At 46.7% G+C, this 22,067-nt stretch carries 15 protein-coding genes, 2 tRNA genes and 3 rRNA genes; 4 read left to right on the forward strand and 16 right to left on the reverse strand.

The features are described from left to right. Position 1 precedes the first annotated feature (1 nt). The 7 genes from KZ771_RS10670 to KZ771_RS10700 all read right to left on the reverse strand — a co-directional run bounded on the left by KZ771_RS10670 (position 2) and on the right by KZ771_RS10700 (position 6,768). A complete protein-coding gene (locus KZ771_RS10670; protein ID WP_290653409.1) occupies positions 2-583 on the reverse strand; it encodes a YceI family protein in 582 nt (193 codons plus the stop codon). 11 nt (positions 584-594) lie between these two features. Next, the gene (locus KZ771_RS10675) at positions 595-1,134 is read right to left on the reverse strand and encodes a cytochrome b (protein ID WP_290653411.1); all 540 of its coding nucleotides are present in this window, start codon (positions 1,132-1,134) and stop codon (positions 595-597) included. 291 nt (positions 1,135-1,425) lie between these two features. After that, a 5S ribosomal RNA gene (rrf, locus tag KZ771_RS10680) occupies positions 1,426-1,541 on the reverse strand. Positions 1,542-1,663: 122 nt separating this feature from the next. Continuing rightward, a 23S ribosomal RNA gene (locus KZ771_RS10685) occupies positions 1,664-4,631 on the reverse strand. 238 nt (positions 4,632-4,869) lie between these two features. Further along, positions 4,870-4,945: transfer RNA gene (locus KZ771_RS10690), tRNA-Ala, on the reverse strand. 97 nt (positions 4,946-5,042) lie between these two features. Next, a tRNA-Ile gene (locus KZ771_RS10695) sits at positions 5,043-5,119 on the reverse strand. Between the two features lie 106 nt (positions 5,120-5,225). After that, positions 5,226-6,768, reverse strand: a 16S ribosomal RNA gene (locus tag KZ771_RS10700). The 16S, 23S and 5S rRNA genes sit together here with 2 tRNA genes alongside, the layout of an rRNA operon. A 489-nt stretch (positions 6,769-7,257) precedes the next feature. On the opposite strand from KZ771_RS10700, the gene KZ771_RS10705 reads away from it, so the two are divergent. Then, a complete protein-coding gene (locus KZ771_RS10705; protein WP_290570309.1) occupies positions 7,258-7,806 on the forward strand; it encodes a gamma carbonic anhydrase family protein in 549 nt (182 codons plus the stop codon). A 5-nt stretch (positions 7,807-7,811) separates the two neighbouring features. Here KZ771_RS10705 and KZ771_RS10710 read toward each other — a convergent pair whose 3' ends face one another. From KZ771_RS10710 to KZ771_RS10720, 3 genes are read right to left on the reverse strand one after another with little or no spacing between them, the layout of a single operon-like run. Further along, complete coding sequence (locus KZ771_RS10710; protein ID WP_290570307.1) at positions 7,812-10,889, reverse strand: error-prone DNA polymerase; 3,078 nt, start codon at positions 10,887-10,889, stop codon at positions 7,812-7,814. Beyond that, a complete protein-coding gene (locus KZ771_RS10715; protein ID WP_290570301.1) occupies positions 10,889-12,337 on the reverse strand; it encodes a DNA polymerase Y family protein in 1,449 nt (482 codons plus the stop codon). The genes KZ771_RS10710 and KZ771_RS10715 overlap by 1 nt, the downstream gene beginning before the upstream one ends. Beyond that, positions 12,334-12,930, reverse strand: coding sequence for a SulA-like SOS-response cell division inhibitor (locus KZ771_RS10720; RefSeq protein WP_290653413.1), 597 nt, complete (start codon positions 12,928-12,930; stop codon positions 12,334-12,336). Before KZ771_RS10720 ends, KZ771_RS10715 begins: the two co-directional genes overlap by 4 nt. Positions 12,931-13,058: 128 nt before the next feature. Between KZ771_RS10720 and KZ771_RS10725 the strand changes: the two genes are divergently transcribed. Both KZ771_RS10725 and KZ771_RS10730 read left to right on the forward strand, forming a co-directional pair. Further along, positions 13,059-13,979, forward strand: a complete 921-nt coding sequence (locus KZ771_RS10725) for an acyltransferase (RefSeq protein ID WP_290570297.1) — start codon at positions 13,059-13,061, stop codon at positions 13,977-13,979. A gap of 5 nt (positions 13,980-13,984) precedes the next feature. After that, on the forward strand, positions 13,985-15,202 hold the full coding sequence (locus KZ771_RS10730; RefSeq protein WP_290570295.1) for a mechanosensitive ion channel family protein: 1,218 nt from the start codon (positions 13,985-13,987) through the stop codon (positions 15,200-15,202). 159 nt (positions 15,203-15,361) lie between these two features. On the opposite strand, the gene KZ771_RS10735 is transcribed toward KZ771_RS10730, so the two are convergent. From KZ771_RS10735 to KZ771_RS10760, 6 genes are all read right to left on the reverse strand, one after another. After that, the gene (locus KZ771_RS10735; protein ID WP_133540746.1) at positions 15,362-15,979 is read right to left on the reverse strand and encodes a thiol:disulfide interchange protein DsbA/DsbL; all 618 of its coding nucleotides are present in this window, start codon (positions 15,977-15,979) and stop codon (positions 15,362-15,364) included. A gap of 25 nt (positions 15,980-16,004) precedes the next feature. Next, positions 16,005-16,988, reverse strand: coding sequence for a serine/threonine protein kinase (locus KZ771_RS10740; RefSeq protein WP_133540747.1), 984 nt, complete (start codon positions 16,986-16,988; stop codon positions 16,005-16,007). A gap of 4 nt (positions 16,989-16,992) precedes the next feature. Further along, positions 16,993-18,423 (reverse strand): cytochrome c oxidase accessory protein CcoG, encoded by a 1,431-nt coding sequence (gene ccoG, locus KZ771_RS10745; protein WP_290570291.1) that lies wholly within the window; start codon positions 18,421-18,423, stop codon positions 16,993-16,995. 66 nt (positions 18,424-18,489) lie between these two features. Then, positions 18,490-19,722 carry a Zn-dependent hydrolase gene (locus KZ771_RS10750; RefSeq protein WP_290570289.1) on the reverse strand — a complete coding sequence of 411 codons (1,233 nt, stop codon included), beginning with the start codon at positions 19,720-19,722 and terminating at the stop codon, positions 18,490-18,492. A 145-nt stretch (positions 19,723-19,867) separates the two neighbouring features. After that, on the reverse strand, positions 19,868-20,395 hold the full coding sequence (locus KZ771_RS10755; RefSeq protein ID WP_133540750.1) for a carboxymuconolactone decarboxylase family protein: 528 nt from the start codon (positions 20,393-20,395) through the stop codon (positions 19,868-19,870). 75 nt (positions 20,396-20,470) lie between these two features. Further along, complete coding sequence (locus KZ771_RS10760) at positions 20,471-21,016, reverse strand: peroxiredoxin (protein WP_133540751.1); 546 nt, start codon at positions 21,014-21,016, stop codon at positions 20,471-20,473. Between the two features lie 136 nt (positions 21,017-21,152). On the opposite strand from KZ771_RS10760, the gene KZ771_RS10765 reads away from it, so the two are divergent. Next, positions 21,153-22,067, forward strand: a complete 915-nt coding sequence (locus tag KZ771_RS10765; RefSeq protein ID WP_290570285.1) for a hydrogen peroxide-inducible genes activator — start codon at positions 21,153-21,155, stop codon at positions 22,065-22,067.

Genomic DNA, 22,067 nt, shown 5'->3' on the forward strand with positions numbered 1-22,067 from the left:
TCTACTGACGGACGCCCTCAATAGAGAAGTATAATTCTACTTCTCTGGCGGCCGGTCCAAGGTTGTAGTCAATATTGTAATCAGCTAAGGTCAGGTCAACTTCACCTTCAAAGCCGCGACGGAAACCGCCCCATGGGTCTTCACCGGCGCCAATGTGTTCTACATCAATAGCAATCTCTTTAGTCACGCCATTCAAGGTGAAGTTACCATACATGGTGCCTTCGTCAGCATCATCTTCATCGGGTACATAACGCGTACTTTCAAAACGTGCCGTAGGAAATTCCGATACATTCAGAAAGTCATCACTGCGCAAGTGTTTATCTCGCTCGGCATGATTTGTATCGATACTTGCAGTCTCAATCGTCACGTTGATGGATGCGTCCTCAGGTGCGTTTTCGTCATAATTGAACGAACCATCGAACTCGTTAAAACGTCCCAGTAACCAGCTGTAACCCAGGTGATTAATCTTAAATTGAATAAAGGCGTGTTGACCTTCGATGTCAATTTTATACTCTTCAGCCTGCGCGGTTCCTGCAAATAAAGCGGTGCTGGCAATTGCCGCAGCGATAATTGTCTTTTTCATAACTTACCTCTCTAAGTTTTGTAAAACATTTTCCTGAGTGTATTGTCTTTGTTAATGACATGGTGCTTAACCGCCATTAACGCGTGTCCCGCCGCCAGGATCATGAGTGTTAGTGCCGCGTACCAATGAACAATGCCCGCTATATCTTCTTGATTCTCGATACCTAATGGGTAACCAGGCACATCAAACCAATCAAATACACTAATACTGCTTCCATCGGCTGTTGAGATCAGATAACCGCTGATCATGACAACAAACAGCAGGGTGTATAGCACTCCATGCCCTAGCTTTGCGCCTTTTTGCTCGAGCGGCGTCCCTTCGATGGCAGGTGACGGATTTACTTGCTTCCAAAATAACCGCAACACGGTTAACACAAAAAGTGCGATACCAATTGATTTGTGCCACCAAGGGCCTAATCGATACCACTCGTCATAATAAGTTAGTGTTAACATCCACCAACCCAGAATAAACATACCAACCACTAAAATCGCAGACAGCCAGTGAAACGAGACGCTTACGTTACCGTACTGTTTGTTGGTGTTTTTAAGCATGATTTCTCCTTATCAATACAGGTAACTATAGTCTTATTATTTAGAAATAAAATTGGTATTAATTGGATTAAACATTCGATTAATAAGAAAGTTAAAGAGTGTGGCTTATGAGAATAGTAAGGATATTTGACGTCAGGAAAGGGTTATAGGAGGTATTTTAAGGTTACTCATATCATAAATAACCACCGGCTTAGCGGCGTAGCCGCGCGAAGGGTGAGGTAAGAAAAGCCAACGGCTGAGCGATAGGTATAAAAAAACCCCAGCCGATTGGCTGGGGTTGTTTTATTTGAAGTCTGGCGGTGTCCTACTCTCACATGGGGAAGCCCCACACTACCATCGGCGCTGGTATGTTTCACTGCTGGGTTCGGAATGGAGCCAGGTGGTGCCATACCGCTATGGCCGCCAGACAAAAACTGTTGTAACAACTGAAAGGCTGATTGTGATGCCACTCTTGTCGCGTCAGGACGCGACCTACCTTGGTAAAGGTTATCAACTTGTGCTTAACGTTACCAAACACCTTGGGTGTTGTATGGTTAAGTCTCACGGGCAATTAGTACGGGTTAGCTCAACGCATTACTACGCTTCCACATCCCGCCTATCAACGTTGTCGTCTTCAACAACCCTTCAGAGCACTTAAAGTGCTAGTGAGAGCTTATCTTGAGGCTCGCTTCCCGCTTAGATGCTTTCAGCGGTTATCGATTCCGAACGTAGCTACCGGGCAGTGCCATTGGCATGACAACCCGAACACCAGCGGTTCGTCCACTCCGGTCCTCTCGTACTAGGAGCAGCCCCTCTCAACTCTCAAACGCCCACGGCAGATAGGGACCGAACTGTCTCACGACGTTCTAAACCCAGCTCGCGTACCACTTTAAATGGCGAACAGCCATACCCTTGGTACCGACTTCAGCCCCACGATGTGATGAGCCGACATCGAGGTGCCAAACACCGCCGTCGATATGAACTCTTGGGCGGTATCAGCCTGTTATCCCCGGAGTACTTTTATCCGTTGAGCGATGGCCCTTCCATACAGAACCACCGGATCACTATGACCTACTTTCGTATCTGCTCGACGTGTCTGTCTCGCAGTTAAGCTGGCTTATGCCATTACACTAACCGTACGATGTCCGACCGTACTTAGCCAACCTTCGTGCTCCTCCGTTACTCTTTGGGAGGAGACCGCCCCAGTCAAACTACCCACCAGGCACTGTCCACAATCCCGATAAGGGACCTATGTTAGAACATCAAACATACAAGGGTGGTATTTCAAGGACGGCTCCACACAATCTAGCGACTGTGCTTCAAAGCCTCCCACCTATCCTACACATGTAGGTTCAATGTTCAGTGCCAAGCTGTAGTAAAGGTTCACGGGGTCTTTCCGTCTAGGTGCGGGTACACAGCATCTTCACTGCGATTTCAATTTCACTGAGTCTCGGGTGGAGACAGCGTGGCCATGGTTACACCATTCGTGCAGGTCGGAACTTACCCGACAAGGAATTTCGCTACCTTAGGACCGTTATAGTTACGGCCGCCGTTTACCGGGGCTTCGATCAAGAGCTTCGTCCGAAAACTAACCCCATCAATTAACCTTCCGGCACCGGGCAGGTGTCACACCCTATACGTCCTCTTTCGAGTTAGCAGAGTGCTGTGTTTTTAATAAACAGTCCCAGCCACCTGGTCACTGCGACCGCCAACAGCTTACGACGCGAAGTCTTCACCGTCAGCGGCGTACCTTCTCCCGAAGTTACGGTACTATTTTGCCTAGTTCCTTCACCCGAGTTCTCTCAAGCGCCTTAGTATTCTCTACCTGACCACCTGTGTCGGTTTCGGGTACGGTCGATGTCTATCTGAAGCTTAGAGGCTTTTCCCGGAAGCATGGCACCAACAGCTTCGCACCCTTAGGTGCTCGTCTCGTGTCTCGGCCTTAAGATGGTCCGGATTTACCTAAACCATCAGCCTACGCACTTTCACCAGGACTACCAACGCCTGGCCTGCCTAGCCTTCTCCGTCCCCCCATCGCAATATACATCGGTACAGGAATATTAACCTGTTTCCCATCGACTACGCGTTTCCGCCTCGCCTTAGGGGCCGACTTACCCTACCCTGATTAGCATGGGATAGGAAACCTTGGTCTTCCGGCGTGCGGGTTTTTCACCCGCATTATCGTTACTCATGTCAGCATTCGCACTTCTGATACGTCCAGCATGCTTCTCAACACACCTTCATCCGCTTACAGAACGCTCCCCTACCCAGTGTATGTATCCCGCAATCTACTCCGTTTCCTCAACTATTGTTGGGACGCTTTCGCACATTCTGTGCGTAAGCGGAATAGGCTCCGGTGATACACACTGCCGCAGCTTCGGTGTATGGCTTAGCCCCGTTACATCTTCCGCAGGCCGACTCGACTAGTGAGCTATTACGCTTTCTTTAAAGGATGGCTGCTTCTAAGCCAACCTCCTAGCTGTCTGTGCCTTCCCACATCGTTTCCCACTGAGCCATAACTTTGGGACCTTAGCTGGCGGTCTGGGTTTGTTTCTCCTCCACGACGGACGTTAGCACCCGCCGTGTGTCTCCGGATAGTACTCTGCGGTATTCGGAGTTTGCATGGGGTTGGTAAGTCGGGATGACCCCCTAGCCCAAACAGTGCTCTACCCCCGCAGGTATTCGTCCGAGGCTCTACCTAAATAGATTTCGGGGAGAACCAGCTATCTCCGGGCTTGATTAGCCTTTCACTCCTAGCCACAAGTCATCCCCTAATTTTTCAACATTAGTGGGTTCGGTCCTCCAGTTGATGTTACTCAACCTTCAACCTGCTCATGGTTAGATCGCCCGGTTTCGGGTCTATACCCTGCAACTAAACGCCCAGTTAAGACTCGGTTTCCCTACGGCTACCCTATACGGTTAACCTTGCTACAAAATATAAGTCGCTGACCCATTATACAAAAGGTACGCAGTCACGGAACAAGTCCGCTCCTACTGCTTGTACGTACACGGTTTCAGGTTCTATTTCACTCCCCTCGCCGGGGTTCTTTTCGCCTTTCCCTCACGGTACTGGTTCACTATCGGTCAGTTGGGAGTATTTAGCCTTGGAGGATGGTCCCCCCATGTTCAGTCAGGATAACACGTGTCCCGACCTACTCGTTTTCACATTTCATGCACCTTCACATACCGGGCTATCACCGTCTATGGCTCTGCTTCCCAACAGATTCTGTTAGCACATGTAACGCTTAAGGGCTGCTTCCCGTTCGCTCGCCGCTACTAGGGAAATCTCGGTTGATTTCTTTTCCTCCGGGTACTTAGATGTTTCAGTTCTCCGGGTTCGCTTCCTGGCACCTATGTATTCAGTGCCGGATACTCTGTAAACAGAGTGGGTTTCCCCATTCGGAAATCCATGACTGATAATGGCTCTTACTGCCTCGTCATGGCTTATCGCAAGTTAGTACGTCCTTCATCGCCTCCAACTGCCTAGGCATCCACCGTGTACGCTTAGTCACTTAACCATACAACCCGAAGGTGTCTGGATTACATGACCAAGATTGTTTGTTCTCGCTGTACACAAGTTCGATACGCCTCTACCAAAAGGTTCAAGTAGAGTGGCATTTCAAATCTTTTTACAATCAGCTTTCCAAGTTGTTAAAGAGCATGTAACGCAAAGTTACCGGTAAGAAGCCTTTTTAAGCTGCTTAACGCTAACATCGCATCTTGCGTCAGGACGCAAGCTACATTAAAGAGAAGAAGTGGTGGAGCCAAGCGGGATCGAACCGCTGACCTCCTGCGTGCAAGGCAGGCGCTCTCCCAGCTGAGCTATGGCCCCGGATAAAGCTTCAGTTTTGAGTGACTGACAAGGCGGAAAAAGCCGAAGCATGGACTACCATGCGAGGTTTTTTTCCAACGCGGTCAGGCGCTCAAAATGGTGGGTCTGAGTAGACTTGAACTACCGACCTCACCCTTATCAGGGGTGCGCTCTAACCAGCTGAGCTACAGACCCAGTAACCTTCAGCAATGTCGCGCAAAATGCGCGACCTACCGAATTCTTCTCTGTATCTATCAAACCAAACAATCTGTGTGAGCACTCACGTCCGATAAGCTTAATGTAAGGAGGTGATCCAGCCGCAGGTTCCCCTACGGCTACCTTGTTACGACTTCACCCCAGTCATGAACCACACCGTGGTGATCGTTCTCCCGAAGGTTAAACTAACCACTTCTGGTGCAGCCCACTCCCATGGTGTGACGGGCGGTGTGTACAAGGCCCGGGAACGTATTCACCGTGGCATTCTGATCCACGATTACTAGCGATTCCGACTTCATGGAGTCGAGTTGCAGACTCCAATCCGGACTACGACGCGCTTTATGAGATTCGCTTACCTTCGCAGGTTCGCTGCCCTTTGTACGCGCCATTGTAGCACGTGTGTAGCCCATCCCGTAAGGGCCATGATGACTTGACGTCGTCCCCACCTTCCTCCGGTTTATCACCGGCAGTCTCCCCAGAGGTCTCCCTAAAGTTCCCACCATTACGTGCTGGCAAATAAGGATAAGGGTTGCGCTCGTTGCGGGACTTAACCCAACATTTCACAACACGAGCTGACGACAGCCATGCAGTGTTCCCGAAGGCACCAATCTATCTCTGGAAAATTCACTGGATGTCAAGGGATGGTAAGGTTCTTCGCGTTGCATCGAATTAAACCACATGCTCCACCGCTTGTGCGGGCCCCCGTCAATTCATTTGAGTTTTAACCTTGCGGCCGTACTCCCCAGGCGGTCAACTTAGTGCGTTAGCTGCGTTACTCACGTCTTAAAGACACGAACAACTAGTTGACATCGTTTACGGCGTGGACTACCAGGGTATCTAATCCTGTTTGCTCCCCACGCTTTCGTACCTCAGCGTCAGTCTCTGACCAGGTGGCCGCCTTCGCCACCGGTATTCCTTCCAATATCTACGCATTTCACCGCTACACTGGAAATTCTACCACCCTCTTCAGGACTCTAGCGTGCCAGTTCAAAATGCCATTCCCAGGTTGAGCCCGGGGCTTTCACATCTTGCTTAACACACCGCCTACGTACGCTTTACGCCCAGTAATTCCGATTAACGCTTGCACCCTCCGTATTACCGCGGCTGCTGGCACGGAGTTAGCCGGTGCTTCTTCTGTGGCTAACGTCAACTGTAACCGCTATTAACGATTACCCTTTCCTCACCACTGAAAGTGCTTTACAACCCGAAGGCCTTCTTCACACACGCGGCATGGCTGGATCAGGGTTGCCCCCATTGTCCAATATTCCCCACTGCTGCCTCCCGTAGGAGTCTGGGCCGTGTCTCAGTCCCAGTGTGGCTGATCATCCTCTCAGAACAGCTAGGGATCGTCGCCTTGGTGAGCCTTTACCTCACCAACTAGCTAATCCCGCTTGGGCCCATCTCTAGGTGTGAGGCCCGAAGGTCCCCCACTTTGGTCCGTAGACATTATGCGGTATTAGCCACCGTTTCCAGTGGTTGTCCCCCGCCTAGAGGCAAGTTCCCAAGTATTACTCACCCGTCCGCCGCTCGTCAGCAAAGAAGCAAGCTTCTCTCTGTTACCGCTCGACTTGCATGTGTTAGGCCTGCCGCCAGCGTTCAATCTGAGCCATGATCAAACTCTTCAATTAAAAGCAGTTCAATCAACTCAATGAATTACGCGTTTTTGCTTGGCTTCTTTCGAAACCTTGCTGAACACTCATTCAAAAGTTGCAATACATATTTCGTTTTGCTTAACTTCTGCAAGTGCCCACACAGTTTGCTTGGCTTGATATATTGTTAAAGAGCGTTTCTCAGCAGCCTCGCTGCGAGAGGTGCGTATTCTACACACCTGAAGTTTTCCGTCAATACTTTTTTAAAAAAATATGTTTTTGAAAACTTCTGTTTTCGGCGGCTTCGTTGCCTGCCTCGAACGTGGAGCGCATTTTAGAGATTTAACTGCAACCGTCAAGGCCTTTTTTGCAATTTTAATTGTTTTTTCTGTCAACTGCATAAAGTTGCATCAACCTGCTGTCTTTATGAACGTTTTTAGCTGGGTTAGGCACCTTTAGCGAAGATCTGTTATAACGTTGTTAGTGGAAATGACGCTTATTTATCATTCTGAGGGCAGGGGAGTAACAATGGCAGATATTCGAGCTTTTCATGATACGCAGCCAGTTTTGCAAGAACGCGTTTATGTAGACCCAAGTTCCGTTCTCGTTGGCGACATCCAGGTGGGAGATGACAGTAGTATCTGGCCCCTTGTTGCTGCACGGGGCGATGTCAACTTTATACGCATTGGCCAACGTACCAACATTCAAGACGGTACCATTCTTCATGTCACCCGGCGTTCCCCGGGCAATCCAGATGGTCACCCTCTGATCATTGGCAATGACGTTACGGTTGGACACCACTGTATGTTGCACGGGTGTCAGTTAGGAAACCGTATCTTAGTTGGCATGTCAGCAGTGGTTATGGACGATGTCATTGTGGAAGATGATGTCATTATTGGTGCAGGTAGCGTAGTTCCTCCGGGTAAGCGTTTAGAAAGTGGCTTTCTTTATGTTGGTAGCCCGGTACAAAAAAAACGCCCGTTAAACGAAAGCGAGCAAAGCTTTTTAAGTCAATCAGCGCAAAACTATGTCGATCTTAAAAATGACTACTTAATGGATGTACATCCGGTTTCCTGAAATCTTCAGTGGAAACGCCGTTCGTGATGCTTATCTATATTGAGTAACTCGGTTTGGTCATCAAGGTGTCCTGCTACCACATGCGTAACGCCTTGGTGACTCTCTAATACGCCTTTGACCTTTAACAGACGGCTACTTAAAAATGCTTTGCGAAACTTACGCGCTGTCTTTGCCCAAATAACTACATTAATGTTTCCGGTTTCGTCTTCTAAGGTAAAAAATGTTACCCCGGTTTTAGTCCCCGGCCGTTGCCGACAGGTAATTAACCCTATTACCTCGACCAGTTTTCCCGAGCGTTGATGACATAACTGCTCGGCAGTGAGGCATTTTGCCAATACAGGGTTGTTACGAATAAGCGCTAATGGATGGCGCCTAAGGGATAGACCTGTACTGGCATAATCAAAACGGATGTCTTCCTGCTCGTCCGGTGCGAACGGCGTTTTATCGTAAGTTTCCTGTACCGAAGAAAATAATGGTAACTGCTCATCGCTTATCATCAATGCATCCCAGCTCGCTTGATAACGATGACCCGATATAGATTGCAGAGCATCCGCTTTTGCTAAAGCTTCTATATCTGACTCATACAAACCTGCCTGGCGCAGTGACTCAATATGGCTAAAACCATCGTCCCGACATTGCAACGCATTAATTAATCGCTCTTTACTTAAGCCGCTAATTTGACGTAAGCCGAGGCGGATCACACTCCCTTGATCTGATAACCACTGATAGTCCCAGTCACTTTTATTGATATCTAACGGTAAAAATCGAACACCATGACGTTTTGCATCCTGAATTAATTGAGAAGGCGAGTAAAACCCCATTGGCAAACTATTTAAAAGGCCCGTATAAAAAGCACTAGGATAATGTGTTTTTAACCAGGCTGAGGCATAGGCAAGGTTAGCAAAGCTTGCTGAATGAGATTCCGGAAAACCATACTGACCAAAACCACAGATTTGATGAAATAGCCGCTGGGCAAACTCTTCGTTATAGCCCCGCTTAAGCATCCCGCTAATGAGCTTTTCTTCGAACTGCTTAAGTTTACCTGTACTACGCCAGGCAGCCATGGCTCGACGTAGTTGATCTGCCTCGCCACCACTAAACCCCGCCGCCACCATAGCAAGCTTAATTGCTTGCTCCTGAAAAATAGGCACGCCTAAAGTTCGCTGCAAAACCGACTTTACCTCGTCACTTGGGTAATCTATGGGCTCTAACCCAGAACGCCGGCGTAAATACGGGTGTACCATGTCGCCCTGAATAGGGCCAGGCCGAACGATCGCTATTTGAATAACCAAGTCATAAAAGGTGGACGGTTTTAGGCGAGGCAACATATTCATTTGCGCACGCGATTCAATTTGGAATACACCCACTGAATCGGCTTTTTGCAACGCCTGATAAACCGTCGGATCTTCCTGCGGAATATCCGCCAGCGTCAGACTAATATTTTGCGCTTTCAGTAGCTGCATAGTTTTTCGAAGCGCCGTCAACATACCTAGCGCCAGCACATCAACCTTCAACAGCTTTAACGCTTCCAGGTCATCCTTATCCCACTGAATAACAGTTCGCTCTGGCATACTGGCGTTTTCGATGGGCACTAAGTCTGACAGCTTGCCCGCGGCAATAACAAAGCCCCCTACGTGCTGTGATAAGTGACGAGGAAAGCCTATCAGTTGTTCTGTGTAATAAATTAATTGCTGCCCCCGGCGACTTTCGGCAAGTTTAGGGTGCTGATCAGCAAGCTGTTGTTTCCAGTCAATGTCCTTATCTCGGCGATCAAGGTTTTGCCGGTAATATTGCAGCTGCTGTTCACTAAAGCCCAGCGCCTTTCCGACATCTCGGAATGCACTACGAAAACGATAACGAATAACGGTAGCCGCCAATGCGGCTCTTGCTCGACCGTATTTTCGATAAATATATTGAATGATCTCTTCCCGGCGTTCGTGCTCAAAATCAACGTCAATATCGGGAGGTTCATCACGTTCCTTAGAAATAAACCGTTCGAACAAGACGTCGATTTGTGCCGGGTTAACCGCTGTAATTTCAAGGCAATAACAAACCACAGAATTGGCAGCAGAGCCTCGGCCTTGATATAAGATCCCCTGTTGTTGCGCAAAACAGACAAGGTCATGAATGGTCAAGAAAAAGTATTCATACTGCTGCTCGCGGATAAGTTCGAGCTCTTTTTTATATTGCGCGACGACTTTTTCAGGCACTCCGCCAGGATAACGCTTTGTCGCCCCACGCTCGGTTAATTGCCGTAAATACTGACTAGCAGAAAGTCCCGCAGGCACCAGCTCTGCCGGATATTCATAGCGTAGCTCTGCCATTGAAAAATGACACTGGTCGGCAATAGTTACGGTTTCAGTTAACCATTGCTGTGGGTAGCAACGCTGTAATTCACTTAAGTCCCGAAGTCGCCGCTCTGCGTTAGCGCTCGCACACTCGGGATACAATGATAGTGGTTTGCCTGCAGCTATCGCGGAAACAATATCTAACAACGGCTGCCGGTTAACGTCATGCAAAACACAGCCACCGGCAGCCACAACTCGAAGATGTAGTTGCTGACTTAAGCGCTGAATAAAGTTAAACGTGGATTTGTCATCACTCTGATAATGTCGCTCGTATAGTAGCCACAAGCGGGACTGCCAGTGCCTTTTTAAGCGATGACCTAAATTAATCGCTTTGGCATAATGGCTACCTGAACAGGGGGCTGCCGGCAGCCAAAGTAAAAAGCACTCTTCAAACCCTGTTAAAAAATCCTCTGTTGTCGCTTCATAACTGCCTTTTTGCATACGTTGGCGAAACGTCGTTATTTTGTGGCATAACTGGGCATATGCCTTGCGAGTTGGGCACAGCACGACCATTTTACCCACCCCGTCCACATTGAATTCGCTACCGATAATTAATTTTATCGAGTGCTGCTTAGCAGCCTGATAAGCTCTCACGGCTCCGGCTACCGAGCACTCATCGGTTAGTGCAATCGCGCTATAGCCTAGTTCAACGGCTCTATCAACAAGCTCGCCCGGTGCGGCAGCTGAGCGCAGAAAGCTAAAGTAACTTAGGCAATGGAGTTCTGCGTAGCGCATTAGCTAAACCACCCCTGCAGATACCATTTTTTTTCAAAGAACAGCCATCCAAGACGTTGCATCGGGTCAGACGCAATCCAATAGTCCCGAGCCATCGGTTTGTCATCCCACCAACCACTGCTTATCCGCTCTGGACCTTCAATTAATCGCCATTGAGCTATATCAACCGGCTCCGGCTGAGGTAATAACCATAAAGGTCGTTTCACATTTTTTATCGGTATATTGGTGACACTACCAGCTGATTTTTTCTGCTCATTAAACAGTGGTCTAAAATCATTCGTTACAGCAGGAGAGTAAATCGCTTTTTCACCCAGTTTTGCCTGCAGGCGTGCTAATAACTCATGCAAATCTCCCTTGTGCTGCGCACTATCGTTAAGTAACTGTCCACTATGTCGGTCAAGTTCATATAAATGCTCAACGGTTAGACTAATCGCTATAACAGGTTGCCGTAGAGGATAGCGATCCACTTGTAACTGAATAAGCTGAAGAAATTGAGATGCGCGCCAGCTATCAACAGCCAGCTTCAATGGAACCCTTGTACTGGAGTTATCGCGATGATGCAGCCTGATATCGAGCAACCGGGTAACTTTCTGGCGTTGATAAAGAAACGTTTCAAGCTCTCGTAAAGCGCGTTTTAACGGAAAAAGTAATCCTTGCCAGTGGCTAATTTCCGTTACTAAATCGAACGATAACGAAAAGGTTTGCGCGGGCTGATAAAAGCTAACTGCTGCTGATTCCGCGGTGTGCGTACTTTTTAATGTAAATAGCTCTTCGACCAGCTCCAGCCCAAAACGCTTACCTACTTGAGCCGCAGGAAGCTGCCAAAGGTCATGTAATGTTTTTATACCCGACTTGTTGAGTTTCTCCACACGGCTTTCTGACCCATTTAATGTGCTAACGGGTAAACAAGCCAGGGCGTCATGGATCGCGTTTTTATCAGCCGATAACTGCTCACATCCTGCCTGAGACAAACATCGCGCAGCTTCAGGACTGTAAGCCAAGCTCATATAAAACCGTAAATCAAACGCCTGTAGCTGTTCTTTGATATGGCAAAGTAGGGGATTTAACCCCTGATATAGCCGTAATAAACTGTCAACAGCAATGGCAATGCCTTTAGGGGCAAACAGCACTTGCTTATCAATCGTTTGGTAAAGCCCATCTGCCAACTGACGTAGTGCCTGAGCTTCTTTCTCCGCATTATATCGGTGGCACACAAGCCCACTAACCAAGCCTTGCGCCAACGTTTGCGGCTGCCCCAACTCTACTCCCGCATCTAAAGCCAATTGATTACATTGTACAATAGGTTCCCTATGCGCTTTACCTTGTCGCTCGCGAGACATATCAGCGGGCAAATAATAGACTAACGGAACTGTATTAGCAGCCGCATGGATACGACACACCGTATCCAGTAGTAACTGTGGGAAATGGCAATATAACCACAGACTCATAGGTCAACATTCATTACCGGCCAACCATAGCGGCGCTTAACCACATCAGCGCGAGCTGCAGCCTGATGGAGCTGTATTCGGTTGGTGTAAGCTTTGGCTTCAGGCTGTTTTGCGATATTGGTTAAAACAAAAGCTGCCTGCCTACCTGTTTGTACCGCTTTGTACCAACGCCTTACCGTTGAGGCATTAATGTGTTGTTGCTGCTGCCATAAGAGTGCAATGCCGGTTCCCGTTTGCAGTACCTGTTCAAAAGCCCAGGCAGCTTCTTGGTCTGTCGCTTTTATTACCACATGAAGTGACTGTTGTGATAATTGCCAGGCAAGCCCTGATGCCGAGACCAACGCCGGAGGATTAATCCAGAATACTGTCTGCTGTTGCACCAACGCCTGTTTTAAAAGAGGAGTTAATAGTCTTTGTTCGACAAAGTGACACTGTCGTTGCAACTCATGAAGGCCACTTAACTGCCAACCGCCACCCAGAACGTTATCCAGTTTATCTGACCCACTGGATAAGTAAGATTGGTGCTGACTCGAATGACTCTTACCTTGCCAGAGTAGACCTTGGTCAACCAGTTTCTTTAATTTTGGTTGCATATGACCTCCAACAATGTGCTGTACATATATACAGTATATTAACTAGGCCATTTTAGCAACAGACAATAAGCACTTGTTTCGTTATGATTAAAATGTAGCGATCGCGTTTTATCAGACAGGAATACTGCATGCTGACGACCTTACTCATTCCATTTCGTGTCCTCATTAATTTTCTATGGGCACTTACAACAACCGCAGCAATTGGTGCAAGCATTGTTTTTATTGGCATTTTTAAATTATTGCTGCCAATTGCCCCGGTACAGCGACTACTGTCTACCCTGGCAAATAGCTTATTCCGGCTCTGGGCCTATGCGATGTCTTTGTTATTTCAATTAACACAAAAGATGACTTGGCACATCGAAGGCGACTTAGCCCTGCATAAAAACGGTTGGTATATGATTATGGGTAATCACCGTAGCTGGGTTGATGTGTTTGTATTAATGCATCTGGCGCGACGCAATATGCCGATGCCGCGCTTCTTTCTAAAGCGTCAGCTATTGTGGATACCTATTGTTGGTTGGGGTTGCTGGGTACTTGATATGCCTTTTATGCGTCGCTATAGCAAAGATATGATTGCTAAAAAGCCGCATTTGAAAGGGCGTGATATCGTTACAACGCAACGTTCGTGTAAAAAGTTTAAGCATATACCGACCACTGTTGTTAACTTTTGTGAGGGAACGCGTTTCACCCCACAAAAACACAAGAACAAAAACAGTCCTTATCGTTATTTATTACCCCCCAAGGCTGGCGGCACGGCATTCTCTTTACAGATAATGGGTGATCAATTCGAAGGTATTGTCGATATAACTATTGCATACCCGGGCAAAGACGATCGTCCAGTGGTATGGCATTTACTCAGTGGCCAGTTGCGTAATGTTTACGTTCATATCCGCACCTTGCCTATTACCGATGATTTGATCGGCGACTACGCGAACGACCCAGAATTTAAAACGCACTTTCAAAAATGGCTTAATCAACGCTGGCACGAAAAAGACGCTATTATTGAAGACTTACACGAAAAAATGGATCTTGCTCACCAACGAAGGTAACGACTATGGATTTGTTGTTCGTCACAGAGTGGCTAGAAAAAACAGGATTTAAACCCGCGGTTATCGAGTATTTAGCACTAGCCATTAAAGCCGCAATCATTATTGTTGTCAGCTATATTACCTACGCGATTGCACGTCTTGTCATAAACCGCGCAATACACCGGCTGTTAAAAAAAGCGCCTGAGCGTTGGTATAACTCGCTGGTAAATAGTGGCTTTTTTAAACGCTGTGCGAACTTAGCCCCGATATTGGTCATCAACGCGTTTATTCCTGTCATATTTACTGAAAATTTTGAAGCCTGGCAGGGCCCTTTACAAACAGCCATTGCTATCTACCTGACTTGGATCATAACCAGTATCCTGACAGCTCTGGCTAACGTGATTCACATCGCCTACGAATACTCCAATAAAGCCAAAGAAGTTCCTATTACCGGCGTTATTCAAGTAATTAAGTTAGTGCTGGTGTTAATGGCCATTATCATCACCGTTGCCATCATCATGGATAAATCACCGATGTATCTTTTGAGCGGTTTTGGCGCGATGACAGCTATTTTAATGGTGGTATTTAAAGATACATTAATGGGATTTGTCGCCGGCGTTCAATTGGCGACCAACCGCATGGTGGCAATTGATGATTGGATCCAGGTTCCTGACTCAAATGTTGACGGTGTGGTCAAAGAAGTTGGTCTTATCACCCTAAAAGTAGAAAACTGGGATAAGACAACGGTTTTTCTACCGACCTATGTTCTGATCAATCAGTCATTTAAAAACTGGCAAGGCATGGTAAATTCAGGCGGCCGTCGCATGATGCGATCGATAATGATTGATTTAGACAGCACCAAAAGCCTTAATGAGGATCAGCTTAACAACATTGCTTCTGAGTTTTTCGATACCGATAGCGACGCTTGGCTAAAAGAAAATGAGTTAGTAACACCGGTGAGTAACTTAACAGCCTTTCGCTTGTATGCTGAGCACTACCTGGCGAATCACCCGAAGGTTCGTCAAGACATGACATTTATGGCCCGGTTACTGCAACCCACACCAGCCGGCATTCCATTGGAAATATACGCCTTCTCGGAAGAAACCGAATGGACAAAGTACGAAACTGTTCAGTCATCAATTGTTGAGCATCTGTACACCGCGATGCCTTCGTTCGGATTAAAACACTACCAGTATTTTAATAAAGAGTTGCCAACCACTGAAGATAAACGCTCGGGGGAGTAGTACGTCCATGTACTGCAATCTGTCCATGTGCTACGAACCTTAACAGAGCTATTTAAAAACTGCAAGTTTATTATTTACACATATATATGACGATAGTCATATTAAAGCAACAAAAAACCCCCAAATATCTGGGGGTTAACTGATTAAATTTTTTTGAATTTATTTATCAACCAAGTAGCTTGCCAACGCAGTGAAGTCGGCAACAAAATCTTCGCTGTCACGGAACCCTTGCGGTAGCATTTTATACTTACCATTTACAATAAATGTTGGTGTCGCATTAACGCCCAAATTCGTCGCCCGGCGATCCATCTTGCTTGCTGACGCACGCACAGCAAAACTAGCCAGAGCTTTGTCAAATTCATCACCTGCAACATCGTTAACCACGAACACGTTACGAATGTCCTGTTTGCTGGTTAACATACTATTTTTGTTAAAGTTATAATCAAAGATTGCATCGCTTATTTTTTCTTCAACGCCCAGTTTCTGCGCTGCAGCAAATGCTTTCGTCATTGTCTCACCAACATCACCTCGTGGGCTAATGAAAGACACATGTGCTTTTTCAAATGCATCCGGGTGAGCTTCCTTTATTGATTTAGCGATAGGTTCAAAGCGATAACAATGCACACAATAAAAAGAGAAAAACTCTACAATTTCAGGTTTACTGGTTGCTTCGTCAGCAACCACCTCATAATGAACACCTTCTTCAAACTGCTGCGCTTGCACGGCGCCAACGAACATAAATGCCGCGCTTAATAGCCCTAAAAGCCATTTACTCATAATTACACCTTCATTTTTAAGTCAATTAGAATCCAAGTTTTAACGGCTCTTCATCCAGCGCCGCTAGTTGTTCTTTTAACGCTAACACTTGGTTTTCCCAGTATCGCTCTTCTGCAAACCAGGGAAAAGCTCGCTGAAAGGCGCTATCTTGCCAGCGTTTTGACAACCATGCCATATATTGAATAATTCTGAACCCTCTTAACGGCTCAATCAACAACAACTGCGCCTTATCAAAAGAGCAGAATTCTTCATATCCTTCGATTAGAGCGTCCAGTTGCACCGTTTGTTCCGCACGCGATCCATTTAACATCATCCAAAGATCCTGGACTGCAGGTCCCATGCGACAGTCGTCAAAATCAACAAAGGTTAATTTGTCATCCCATTGCAAAATATTACCGATGTGACAATCGCCATGCAGACGCTGCACCGGAAAGTTAGCCAGAGGCGTTCCCGCTAAACGTTCAGCGAGAGGCTCGAGAATAGCGAAAAACGCCGTTTTCAGACCGTCAGGGATTAACTCACTGCGCCGCAATTCGACTACAGAGTCAGTCACAAAGCCGTTATAAGATATGGTTTCCCGATAGTTAAAAGACGCAGTTTGAGCAACCGCATGTAAGCGACCAATTTGTCGCCCCAAACGTTCTAACTGGTCCAAATCATCGGGTTCGAATGCCCGTCCGCCCACACTGGGAAACAAGCAAAAGTGATAGCCCTCAAACTCATGTAGCGTGCGGCCATTAATCTGCAAAGGAGCAACGGCCGGAATTTCTTCGGCTTGCAGGTCTAATGTAAATTGATGTTCTTCAACAATTTGTTCTATCGACCAACGCCCGGGTCGATAGAACTTAACGACGTAGCGCCTGCGATTATCGTCACTAAACTGATAAACGCGATTTTCGTAACTATTCAGCGCCAGCAAACCACTATCGGGATATATCCCCAGAGTTTCTATCGCTTTGATCAGAGTATCGGGACCAAGCCCCTGAAAAGCGAAATCATTTTGTGGCATAAACTCACTCGTAGATGAAACGTGTCTCGTGCGTTAACTTAACGCTTGAATCATCATTGGACTGTACCACAAAACTGAAGTCTGTTACTTGCTCTGTCAATAATTGCGGAGGAATTGCCACGGTTATAGGTAAACTTCCCACTTCTCCGGCTTCTACTTGCTTTGTCGTTTCACCCACCAGACGATAGGTATCAAATCCCTCTAGAGTGACAGTATAGGTATGATCTTGCTGTGATTTATTCACTATTTTTAAGGTGTAAACATTCTCGATTTCGCCGTCGAAGTTCTCTCGGTATAACGCATTTCGATCGCGCAAAACGTCTACTTCTAATGGTATTCGTGTCGCTATATCCAGAACCAATACTGCTGTCACTGCCAGCATTAAGATGAAATAACCAATACTCTTCATGCGCCATGGATTGGTTTTCTCAGACTTTTGCTTGGCTGATAAATTACGCTCGGTAGTGAAGCGAATTAAACCACGTGGATATTTCATTTTATCCATGACTTCATTACATGCATCGATGCAGGCGCCGCAATCTATACACTCGTACTGTAAGCCATTACGAATATCGATACCGGTAGGGCATACCTGAACACACATATAGCAATCGATACAGTCGCCCAAACCTTGTTCTTTTGGATCGGATTTACGTGCTCGAGGCCCTCTCGGCTCACCGCGGTTCACGTCATAACTTACAGTAAACGTGTCTTTATCAAACATTGCCGACTGAAAACGCGCATAGGGACACATGTGAGTACACATTATTTCGCGCATGTAGGCGGCGTTGCCATAGGTACAAAACGTAAAGAACAACACACTGAAGGTGGCCCAGAACCCGGCTTCTAACGTGAAGAAGTTCACAAACAAAGCGCGTACATCGGTAAAGTAACCAACAAAAATCATCGCGGTTAGCAGAGCCACTAAAACCCAACTGACTTGCTTACCCGTTTTACGCCAGAGCTTATCGAAATCCATTTTTCGTTGGTCTAGCTTGATACGTTTATTGCGGGGGCCTTCGAATTTCTTTTCGAACCACATAAATATGGCAGTCCAGGTGGTCTGAGGACACATAAAGCCGCACCATACTCGACCCCATATGGTGGTAACGAAGAACAGAGCGACAGCAGCAACAATCGCAAATAGAGCAACAACAGTAAAATCCTGCGGCCACAGGGTTAGTCCAAAAATACGAAAGCGCTGTTCCATGATATCAAGCAGAATTGCTTGTTCGCCTTGATACGTGAGCCACGGCAACAAAGCAAAAACAGCCAGTAAAATGAAGCCGAATATTCGCCGAAAATACTCCATCCCGCCTTTAATATCGCGCACATAGATGCGACTGCGAGGGGCGTAATCGTTGTTCTTTTGGGTGTTTTTCGGACGCTGGATTTTGACCTTATCCGCTGACTGAACCTCTACTTTCTGTTCCATTTAGCTACCACTTGATATCGGTCATATATCACCGAGTATATCGAACATACTGTTGATTCGCATTAATTAACTAGCCGACTCAACAATACAATCCAATAGCACGTTAGTGCCGGCCTCAACATCATGCCAATGTGACCATTCATCGGGGGCATGACTGACCCCATTCACCGATGGAATAAAAATTAATCCCGCTTCCGTAATTTGTGCTAAAAACTGTGTATCGTGACCGGCGCCGCTGGGCATTTTCAAACAAGATAGCTTACGCTGCTTGGCTTTGTTTTCTATGATCTGTGTCAAAGTATCCGAGCAAGCTTGCGGTTTAAGCCAACTAACCTGTTCATATTCAAACATTAAGCGGTGCTTACGAGCGATCGCAGACAACGCTTTGCGGCATGAGTCTGCCAGTTCCTGCATCACATCGTTGCTCATATCACGACCAACAATGGTAAAAACAGCCTCACCCGGAACGGTATGTGGACTGCCAGGTTTTAGGTCAACTTTACCCACGGTGATACGGGTTTTATCAGTACCATCTTCAGCAATAATACGTTCAATTTCATGGGCAAAATCCGCTAACCCCATAAACGCATCGCTACGCATATTCATTGGTGCCGTACCGGCATGATCTGCTTTACCTTTCAAGTGCACTATCCACTTAAAAACGCCCGATATCCCCTCTACCGCGCCAATACAAATATCTTCATTGAACAGCACAGGCCCCTGTTCAATGTGCAGTTCATAAAATGCCTTCAAGCGCTCGGCAGGCCAGGCTGCGTCTAAAACATTCATAACGTCCAGACCGTGTTCAGCCATAGCGTCTTTTAAATAGACGTTATCTGCATCATGTGCAGACATAAGCCAATCCATGTTAACGACACCGGCAATTGCCTGAGAGCCCATCATGCCACCAAATCGGCCTTCTTCTTCTGCCGTTGCTACAACCCATACAGGATGCTTAAGCTTTACGTCATTTTCTTTTAGCGTGCGCAAAACTTCCAGGCCGGATAACACACCGAGCGCCCCATCAAATATACCGCCGGCCGGCACGGTATCTAAATGGGAGCCGGTCAATACCGCTGGCTTCTTATGGTAGTCTCCAATACCAAAGAATACGTTTCCGGCGCCGTCCATATGCGCATCAAAGCCTTCATTTTTAACTAAATCCAGTAGCCAGTGCCTGGCTCTCATGTCGGCGTCAGTGAAGCCCCAACGATAGACACCATGATCTTCATCGTTGTAGCCAATTTTTGATAAATCCCGGATAGAATCTTTCAAGCGTTCGATATTGATACTAACCATCGTACCTCCTCGTTAATTCTTATTATTAACTGTAGGACATGTAGCTGAAAGTGAAAGAAAAAAAGCCCGCACAAGGCGGGCTAAAGCGTTGCGAGCAGTTTACGACTGCTCTAGACAGGGATCGGAGCCATGCGCTCCTGGGGGATTACGACAGTTTACGCGCAGTCGCTGCTGCGTTAAGTACCGCCGCCAACTTAATACTGGTTTGAACAGCTTGTGCCGAAACATCATGCTGTAACAGTGTTTTCACATGAGAGTCTATGCAAAGCCCACAACCATTCAACGCCGACACTGCCAGCGAGTACAATTCGAAGTCCGCTTTCTCGACGCCGGGGTTAGCCATCGCGTTCATACGCAATCCAGCAGGTAATTTGCTGAACTGTTTATCGGTTGATAAGTGTAAAAACCGATAGTAAACGTTATTCATTGCCATCAAGGTTGCAGCTAACTTAGCTGCATTTACGACATTGTCAGCGACTTTGTCGCTAGCTTCTGCTTCAACTGCTGCAGTTAACTCTGCATCACCGATACTGTATGCCAGCGATAATGCTGTGCCGTAAAATTGGTCGTTAGTAAGACCTGATGTATCGACATTAGTAAATAGGCTCGACAAGTTGAGCTTAGTATCTTTACCGTGGTCGCCAAGTAACTGTTTATAGTCTGCTATTGTCATGAACTACTCCTAAACTTTTAAAGGTACCCGGGAGAACCATCCGGGTACCTTGTCACTCAATAGTTTGCCGACGCTTTAAAGCGTGTCACCACCAACGGCACGGTTACATGGACAAAGTTCATCTGTCTGTAGACCATCCAAAATACGCAGGATTTCGGTCGGGTTACGGCCAACGTTCAGGTTGTTTACTGAAACGTGTTGAATAACGTTGTGAGGATCGACAACGAAAGTTGCACGTAAAGCGACATTTTCTGCTTTGTCACGCACGCCAAGACCATCAACAAGCGAACCGTTATCGGCAAACGAGTATTGGTTCAAACCTTTTAGGTCAGGGTGCTCACGGCGCCATGCTAATTTTACAAACTCGTTATCAGTGCTGCCGCCCATAACGATTGCATCGCGGTCTGCAAACTCTTCATTTAATTTCGCAAATTCTACGATCTCGGTGGGGCACACAAAGGTGAAATCCTTCGGGTAAAAGAAGATAATTTTCCATTTACCGCTAAAGCTTTCATTGTTGATAGTTTCAAACGCGCTTTCGCCATTTTCTTCAGGCATGTTGAAGCCCGGCTTTGCAGCTACTACGCTAAACTCTGGTAATTTATCGCCAACTGTTAACATATTTCTCTCTCCAAACAAGTCGTTAATTAAAAGTGTGCTGTAACGTTTCGATGTGGATATTACGCCGAACGACTTATTGGATAAAACGAATAAAAACTATTATGATAATCGGTAAATTAAATTAGTGGTTTAAATCATGGGCAAGCTACCAAGTCTTAAAAATCTCAGCTATTTGCTGGCGCTACACCAACAGCAAAACTTTAACCGTGCGGCAACGGCCTGTAACGTGAGCCAATCTACATTAAGTAGCGGCATTCAAAACTTAGAAGAACAATTAGGCTGTCAACTAATTGAACGAGACCACAAATCCTTTTTGTTTACAGCTATCGGCGAAGAAATTGTCGAGCAGGCGCGTAAAATTATCACCTCAACTGAAGAGCTTATGCATTATGCTCAGGGGCACGGCAATATTTTGGAGGGGCCTGTTCGGCTCGGGATCATACCAACTATAGCCCCGTTCGTTGTTGGCGATTTGAGCGAACGAATACAGCAGAAGTATCCAAAGTTATCATTACAATTAGCTGAAGATACAACGCATAATTTACTCAATGCGCTTCGCGACGGTGACTTGGACATTTTGTTGCTGGCTTTACCTATGGATATTCAGGGCAACCAAAAATGGATCCTTGGTCGTGACCCTTTCAAGCTTGTTGCGCATAAATCCATCGCCGATAAATTAGGTGAGCCGGTTAATTACGACATGCTCCCCGACGGCAGTATTTTTTTACTGGAAAAAGAACACTGCCTGACAGGTCATGCTGTTTCTGCATGTCAGTTAACTGATACCGTAAAAGTGAATCCATTTACTGCTACCAGTATGCACAGCTTGGTACAAATGGCTAACGCACGTAAGGGCGCTACCTTTATGTCACAAATGGCCATTGACCGAGGCATTTTGGAACACACTGACTTGACGCCGCTAAAGCCTTCCGGGCAAGAAGCGGCGCGCGATATCGGATTGGTTTACCGGGCCACAACCAGCCGCCGACAAACATTTCGCAAAATTGCTGAAGAAGCAGCAGCGTTATTACCAATAAATACACTTTCGTAA

Source organism: Idiomarina sp. (assembly GCF_019431395.1).
GTDB lineage: Bacteria > Pseudomonadota > Gammaproteobacteria > Enterobacterales > Alteromonadaceae > Idiomarina.

Bases quoted from the DNA above. Each gene is read 5' to 3' on its own strand.
- KZ771_RS10760 (WP_133540751.1), bottom strand. From the start codon at position 21,016: ATGTTAACAGTTGGCGATAAATTACCAGAGTTTAGCGTAGTAGCTGCA.
- KZ771_RS10715 (WP_290570301.1), bottom strand. From the start codon at position 12,337: ATGAGTCTGTGGTTATATTGCCATTTCCCACAGTTACTACTGGATACG.
- KZ771_RS10675 (WP_290653411.1), bottom strand. From the start codon at position 1,134: ATGCTTAAAAACACCAACAAACAGTACGGTAACGTAAGCGTCTCGTTT.
- KZ771_RS10705 (WP_290570309.1), top strand. From the start codon at position 7,258: ATGGCAGATATTCGAGCTTTTCATGATACGCAGCCAGTTTTGCAAGAA.
- KZ771_RS10670 (WP_290653409.1), bottom strand. From the start codon at position 583: ATGAAAAAGACAATTATCGCTGCGGCAATTGCCAGCACCGCTTTATTT.
- KZ771_RS10750 (WP_290570289.1), bottom strand. From the start codon at position 19,722: ATGGTTAGTATCAATATCGAACGCTTGAAAGATTCTATCCGGGATTTA.
- KZ771_RS10740 (WP_133540747.1), bottom strand. From the start codon at position 16,988: ATGCCACAAAATGATTTCGCTTTTCAGGGGCTTGGTCCCGATACTCTG.
- KZ771_RS10730 (WP_290570295.1), top strand. From the start codon at position 13,985: ATGGATTTGTTGTTCGTCACAGAGTGGCTAGAAAAAACAGGATTTAAA.
- KZ771_RS10710 (WP_290570307.1), bottom strand. From the start codon at position 10,889: ATGCGCTACGCAGAACTCCATTGCCTAAGTTACTTTAGCTTTCTGCGC.
- KZ771_RS10720 (WP_290653413.1), bottom strand. From the start codon at position 12,930: ATGCAACCAAAATTAAAGAAACTGGTTGACCAAGGTCTACTCTGGCAA.
- KZ771_RS10725 (WP_290570297.1), top strand. From the start codon at position 13,059: ATGCTGACGACCTTACTCATTCCATTTCGTGTCCTCATTAATTTTCTA.
- ccoG (WP_290570291.1), bottom strand. From the start codon at position 18,423: ATGGAACAGAAAGTAGAGGTTCAGTCAGCGGATAAGGTCAAAATCCAG.
- KZ771_RS10755 (WP_133540750.1), bottom strand. From the start codon at position 20,395: ATGACAATAGCAGACTATAAACAGTTACTTGGCGACCACGGTAAAGAT.
- KZ771_RS10735 (WP_133540746.1), bottom strand. From the start codon at position 15,979: ATGAGTAAATGGCTTTTAGGGCTATTAAGCGCGGCATTTATGTTCGTT.
- KZ771_RS10765 (WP_290570285.1), top strand. From the start codon at position 21,153: ATGGGCAAGCTACCAAGTCTTAAAAATCTCAGCTATTTGCTGGCGCTA.